4 protein-coding genes and 1 pseudogene are annotated in these 5,768 nt (G+C 70.4%); 3 read left to right on the top strand and 2 right to left on the bottom strand.

The genetic code is table 11. The features are described from left to right. From QZ483_RS12350 to QZ483_RS12340, 3 genes are all read left to right on the top strand, one after another. On the top strand, positions 1-830 hold an 830-nt coding region (locus QZ483_RS12350; RefSeq protein ID WP_297084436.1), incomplete at its 5' end, for a hypothetical protein. Beyond that, positions 827-1,819, top strand: coding sequence for a hypothetical protein (locus tag QZ483_RS12345; protein ID WP_297084434.1), 993 nt, complete (start codon positions 827-829; stop codon positions 1,817-1,819). The genes QZ483_RS12350 and QZ483_RS12345, both read left to right, overlap by 4 nt. A gap of 15 nt (positions 1,820-1,834) precedes the next feature. Next, the gene (locus QZ483_RS12340) at positions 1,835-2,752 is read left to right on the top strand and encodes a tetratricopeptide repeat protein (protein WP_297084432.1); all 918 of its coding nucleotides are present in this window, start codon (positions 1,835-1,837) and stop codon (positions 2,750-2,752) included. A 138-nt stretch (positions 2,753-2,890) separates the two neighbouring features. On the opposite strand, the gene glgB is transcribed toward QZ483_RS12340, so the two are convergent. Continuing rightward, entirely contained in the window at positions 2,891-5,059 is a 2,169-nt protein-coding gene (glgB, locus tag QZ483_RS12335; protein WP_297084430.1) for a 1,4-alpha-glucan branching protein GlgB, read from the bottom strand. 170 nt (positions 5,060-5,229) lie between these two features. Further along, positions 5,230-5,768, bottom strand: a pseudogene (locus QZ483_RS12330) (alpha-1,4-glucan--maltose-1-phosphate maltosyltransferase); the annotation flags it as partial.

Here is a 5,768-nt window from a genome sequence, read left to right as displayed (position 1 = left end):
TCGCCTTGGCCGGCGACAACCGCATCGGCGTCTCGGGCGACGGGCCGATCCTCGGTCTGACCGCGCGGCCTGCCGACGCGGAGGCCTGGCTGGCCGACCACACCGTGACCTACGTGACCGAGATGCTCGACTGGGAGACCCTCGCCACCACGTCCGCGGAGCCGGTCGCGCCGTCGCCTTCGGCCAGCCCATCCGCAAGCCCGTCTGACGAGCCATCGCCCTCGCCGTCCGCTTCGGACGGAGCCGACGAGGAGGAGGCAGAGCCCGTCGACATCGTCGCCGAGACCTCGCAGGACCACTGGCGCGACGAGTTCCGCGGCACGGACCGGCTCTCGATCAAGGCTTCCGACGTGGTGCCGGGCGAGGTCCTGGTCATCGTGTCGACGGAGGACACGCCCCTGACCGCCACGGACCTGACGCAGACCCGTGACGTGCAGGACGGCTGGATCACCCCGCTGATCTGGTGGGGCGCCTTCCTCACGCTCGTCGGTGTCGTCGCGCTCGTGCTGCGCTTCATCGACTTCCGCCCGGCTCAGGCCAAGGGCGAGGAGTGGATCAACAAGCGCCAGCGGGTCTCTGACGGCGACGAGCCGGCGCCAGGGAGTCGGCGTGCGCGACGCGAGGCGGGCGAGCACCTGCCGGAGGCGTCGCTCGATGAGGAAGCCGTGGTGTCGGCGCGTTCCGTCGACTCGGCGTCGCCGGCGTCGGCGCCCAGCGCCGAACGCGGCGACGGTTCCCAGCCCGGTTGGCCGGACACCACCGTGCCGGGGCTCAATGAGATGGGCCTCGATGAACCGGGAGACGGCGACCGAGGAGAGGAGCGACCATGAGCCGACGACTGTTGCCGCTGGCCGCCGTGGCAGGCCTGAGCGCGCTCGCGCTCGCGGGCTGCGTCTCGGACGTTCCCGAACCCGTCACCTCGCCCCCTGATCTCGAGGCATCGGGCGCCCTGCTCGAGCCGCAGAGCGACCGTATTGTCGCGGAGACCATGGCGGAGCTCGCCGCGGCCGACCGTGCGCGCCGTCCCGGCAGGCTCAATGACCGGGTGGGCGGTGATGCGGTGACCATCCGCGGCGTCCAGTACACGCTCGCCAAGGCGGACGACGGCCCTGCCCCGGTGACGCTGCCGGCTGAGATGCAGGCCGTCTACGTGTCGGCAGCCGACACCTGGCCGCGCACCATGGTGACCGTCTCGGAGCAGGCCGACGAGGACTCGACGCCGGTCGTGATGCTCTGGGTCCAGGAGGACATTCTGACCGACTACCAGATGCGGAACTGGGCTCACATGATCCCGGGTGCCACGCTGCCGGCGATGCCCGGCCCCTCCACGGGTGCCGAGCAGCTCGCGATGGACTCGGATGCGGTGAGCCCGACCCCGCAGGAGGTGGTCGAGAGCTACGTCGAGCTCCTGCGTGCGGGAGGCGGATCAGATCTCGACGAGACGTTTGCTCCGGACTCGTACCGGGAGCGCCTGTTCACCGCGCGCAGCACCCTCACGGACGCCGCCAAGGAGGCGGACGGCGAGTACGTCGAGACCGTTCAGCCATCGATCGCCAACTCGTTCGCGATGGCGACGGCGGACGGCGGCGCGCTGGTCTTCGCCCCACTCACCATTGACTCGTCGTTCACCGTCGAGGACGCGACCGTGTCGATCGACGAGGCCGACCAGCCGCTGCTGGACGGGGAGCTCGACGACACCGTGACGCACTCCTATCTGGACTTCATCGTGATCCACATCCCGGGCGCGGACGCGGAGGAGGGCTCCCTGCCGGGCGTCGTCGCCGCCGAGCACAATCTCATCCGCGTGTCCGACAGCTAGCAACGAAGGAAGAGCATGACCGAGAACCCTGACGCACCCCTGCGCGGATCTGTCGACCTGTCCCAGCTCGTGAGCGCGCATGCGGCGAGCGACGAGGCGCCCGGTGCGCCCGCTGCGCTGCCCGCCCCCATCGCCGTCACGGAGCAGAGCCTGCAGGAGCTCGCGCAGCAGTCCGCACAGGTCCCCGTGATCATCGTGTTCAAGTCGAGCGCGTCGCCGGCATCGAACGACCTCGTCGAGCGGATCCGCACGATCATCGGGCGCTACCAGGGACGGTTCGTCCTGGCGGCGTGCGACGTGGACGTTCAGGGCACGGTCGCGCAGGCCTTCCAGGTGCAGGCGGTGCCCACCGTGATGGCGCTGATCGCGGCGCGGCCGGCCCCCCTGTTCCAGGGCAGCGCGGAGGAGGCTCAGATCACGAGCGTGCTCGACCAGGTGCTCGAGATCGCGCAGCAGAACGGCGTCACGGGAACCGTGGCTGCCGCGGGCGCCCCGCCCGCTGAGCCCGAGCCCGAGTCGCTTCCGCCCCTGCACCAGGAGGCGTACGACGCCATCGAGCGCGAGGACTATGCCGCGGCCATCGACGCGTACGACCGCGCTTTGCGCGAGAACCCCAAGGACGCCGATGCGCGTGCCGGCCGGGCACAGGTGTCGCTGATGGAGCGGTCACGGATGGCAGATCTCGACGCCGTCCGCCGCGCTGCGGCGGACGCGCCCGATGACGTGGACGCCCAGCTCGCCGTGGCGGACCTCGACATCATGGGCGGTCAGGTCGAGGACGCCTTCGGCAGGCTCATCGACCTGGTGCGGCGCACGCCTGGAGATGACCGGGACCGGATCCGGACGCGGCTCGTCGAGCTGTTCGACGTGGTGGGCGCTACGGATCCTCGCGTCGCGAACGCCCGCCAAGCCCTCGCATCGGCCCTGTTCTAGCGGCGACGCGCCGTCCGGCAGTCACCGACTGCTGGGCGCGATCGCTGCACCCTGTCCGGCGCGTGCGCGCGGTCAGCGCCGGACACCAGCCCGCAGCTGCGGAGAGGGGTCGGTGAGTGCCGGACGGGGGGCGACCGCTCAGCGGTGCGGCCGGAAGATCACCGCGCCGAGCGGTGGCAGCCGCACGGTGGCGCTGAAGTCCCAGCCTCCGAGCGCGCGCTTGTCGGCGATCACCTGGCCCAGGTTTCCCACGCCGGAGCCGCCGTAGGCCTCGGCATCGGTGTTGAGCACCTCGTCCCATGGGCCGCCTGACGGCAGGGCGAGGCGGTAGCCCTCGTGCGGAACGCCGGCGAAGTTGACGGCGACGGCCACCGGCTCGCCGCGGCTGTCCCACCGCAGGAACGCGATGACGTTGCGCGCGGAGTCATCTGCATCGATCCAGGTGAAGCCCTGGGGGTCCGCGTCGCGCTCCCACAGAGCGGGCGTGTCCCGGTAGAGCGCGTTGAGGTCGCGCACCATGTCCTTGAGGCCGGCGTGCAGAGCGTCATCGAGGTGCCACCAGTCGAGAGAGCGACCCTCGGACCACTCGGCCTCCTGGCCGAACTCCCCGCCCATGAACAGCAGCTGCTTGCCGGGGTGGGTCCACTGGTAGGCCAGCAGCGACCTCACGCCGGCGACCTTCTGCCAGTGGTCGCCCGGCATGCGGCCCAGCAGCGAGCCCTTGCCGTGGACCACCTCGTCGTGGCTGATGGGCAGCATGAACTGCTCGGAGAAGGCGTACATCAGCGAGAAGGTCACGGTGTGGTGGTGATGCGAGCGGTTGACGGGCTCCTCGCTGATGTAGCGCAGGGTGTCGTTCATCCAGCCCATGTTCCACTTCAGCCCGAATCCCAGGCCGCCGCCTCCCGTGGGCGCCGTGACTCCCGGCCAGGCGGTCGACTCCTCGGCGACCATCACGATGCCGGGGCAGTTGCGGTAGGCCGTCGCATTGGCCTCCTGGAGGAACGCGATCGCGTCGAGGTTCTCGCGCCCGCCGTGAACGTTGGGGCGCCACTGGCCCGCCTGGCGCGAGTAGTCGAGGTAGAGCATGGAGGCGACCGCGTCCACGCGCAGGCCGTCGGCGTGGAACTCTTTGAGCCAGTAGACGGCGTTCGCGACCAGGAAGTTGCGCACCTCGCGGCGGCCGAAGTCGAAGATGAACGTGCCCCAGTCGGGCTGCTCGCCGCGCAGCGGATCGGGGTGCTCGTACAGGGGCGTGCCGTCGAAGCGGCCCAGCGCCCACTCGTCCTTGGGGAAGTGGCCGGGCACCCAGTCGAGGATGACGCCGATGCCCGTGGCGTGCAGCTCGTCGATCAGGTAGCGCAGCTCGTCGGGGGAGCCGAAGCGGGAGGTAGGGGAGTAGTAGGAGGTGACCTGGTAGCCCCACGAGCCGCCGAAGGGGTGCTCCATGACCGGCATGAACTCGACGTGGGTGAAGCCCAGCTCCTTCACGTAGGACACCAGCTCGGTCGCCAGGTCGCGGTACCCGAGTCCCTGCTTCCAGGAGCCCAGGTGGACCTCGTACACGCTCATCGGGGAGCGGTGCGGCTCCGCGCTCTCGCGGCGGGTCATCCACTCGACATCGCGCCACTCATAGGCGGACTCGGAGACCACCGACGCGGTCTGGGGAGGGACCTCGGTGCGCCGGGCCATGGGATCGGCCTTCTGCTTCCAGTGGCCGTCCTTGCCGAGGATCTCGAACTTGTAGACGGTGCCGTCCGCGATGCCAGGGATGAACAGCTCCCACACGCCCGAGGAGCCGAGCGAGCGCATCGCGTGCGAACCGCCCTGCCAGTGGTTGAAGTCGCCGACCACGCGAACGGCGCGGGCGTTGGGCGCCCACACGGCGAATGCCGTGCCGACGACGTCGCCCAGGACCGACGGGAAGCGACGCACGTTGGCGCCCAGCACCTCCCAGAGTGCCTCGTGGCGCCCCTCGCGGATGAGGTGCAGGTCGAGCTCGCCCAGCATGGGCAGGAAGCGGTACGGGTCGTCCTGGACGACGGCGTCGCCGTCGTAGGCGACATGCACGCGGTAGTCGGGGGCCTCGTCCCCGGCGAGGTGAGCGCGCCAGACTCCGGCGTGCTCGTGCTCGGCATCCACGGTGCCGTCGAGCGTCTCGATCCTCACCGACGTCGCGAGCGGGCGCAGCACACGAATCGTGACGCCATCGTCGTCCACGTGCGGCCCGAGGACGGCGTGGGGCTCGTGATGCGTGCCGGCCGCCACGTCCGCGAGGACCCGCGTGTCGTGCTCCCTGGGTGCCACTGCTCACCGCCTGCCTGTCGAGCTGTGCGAGTCGCCGAGGCTCAGGTCGCTAGGGCGCATCGCGTGGGGGAAGGTCCTGCTACTCGACACTAGCGCGCGCGCCGATGCTCGCGCGAGACAGGCGCGCGACGCCCGCTGAAAGCCGCTGTCGATCGCGATGGTGGGGCCATTCACAGCGTCCGCACCCCCGCGACGTGCGCCATGGTGGCCGCCGGGTCGAAACGCACGTAGAACTCGCGTCCCCAGGTGTACGTCGCCTCGGTGAGCTCGTCGTCCACCACGAGCCGTGCGTCGTCCGCGAGCCCCAGCGCCTCCATGTCGAGCGTGATGATCGAGTCGTGCACCACGTGAGGGTCGAAGCTCACGGCGACGATGACGGTGTCGGCGCTGCCGGTGGGCGACTCCTCTGCGGGGACGTGGCGCGAGAAGCACAGGATCTGGGGGTTCGAGCTGCGGTGCACCGTCAGTCCGCGCAGCCTCCGGAGAGAGACGTGGCGGGCGCGGGCGGCGTTGAGGCGCTCGATCACGTCCTTGACGCCCAGCTCGTCCGCGCGCGACCAGTCGCGCGGCTTGTACTCGTACTTCTCGTTGTCGATCTGCTCCTCGACGCCCGGTCGCGGCACGTTCTCGACCAGCTCGTAGCCGTTGTAGATGCCGTAGCTCGGCGATCCGGTCGCGGCCAGCACCGCCCTGGCCTGGTGAATCGCGG

The organism is uncultured Demequina sp., from assembly GCF_913055775.1.
Lineage (GTDB): Bacteria > Actinomycetota > Actinomycetes > Actinomycetales > Demequinaceae > Demequina.
This window is presented reverse-complemented; position numbering and strand designations above follow the sequence as displayed.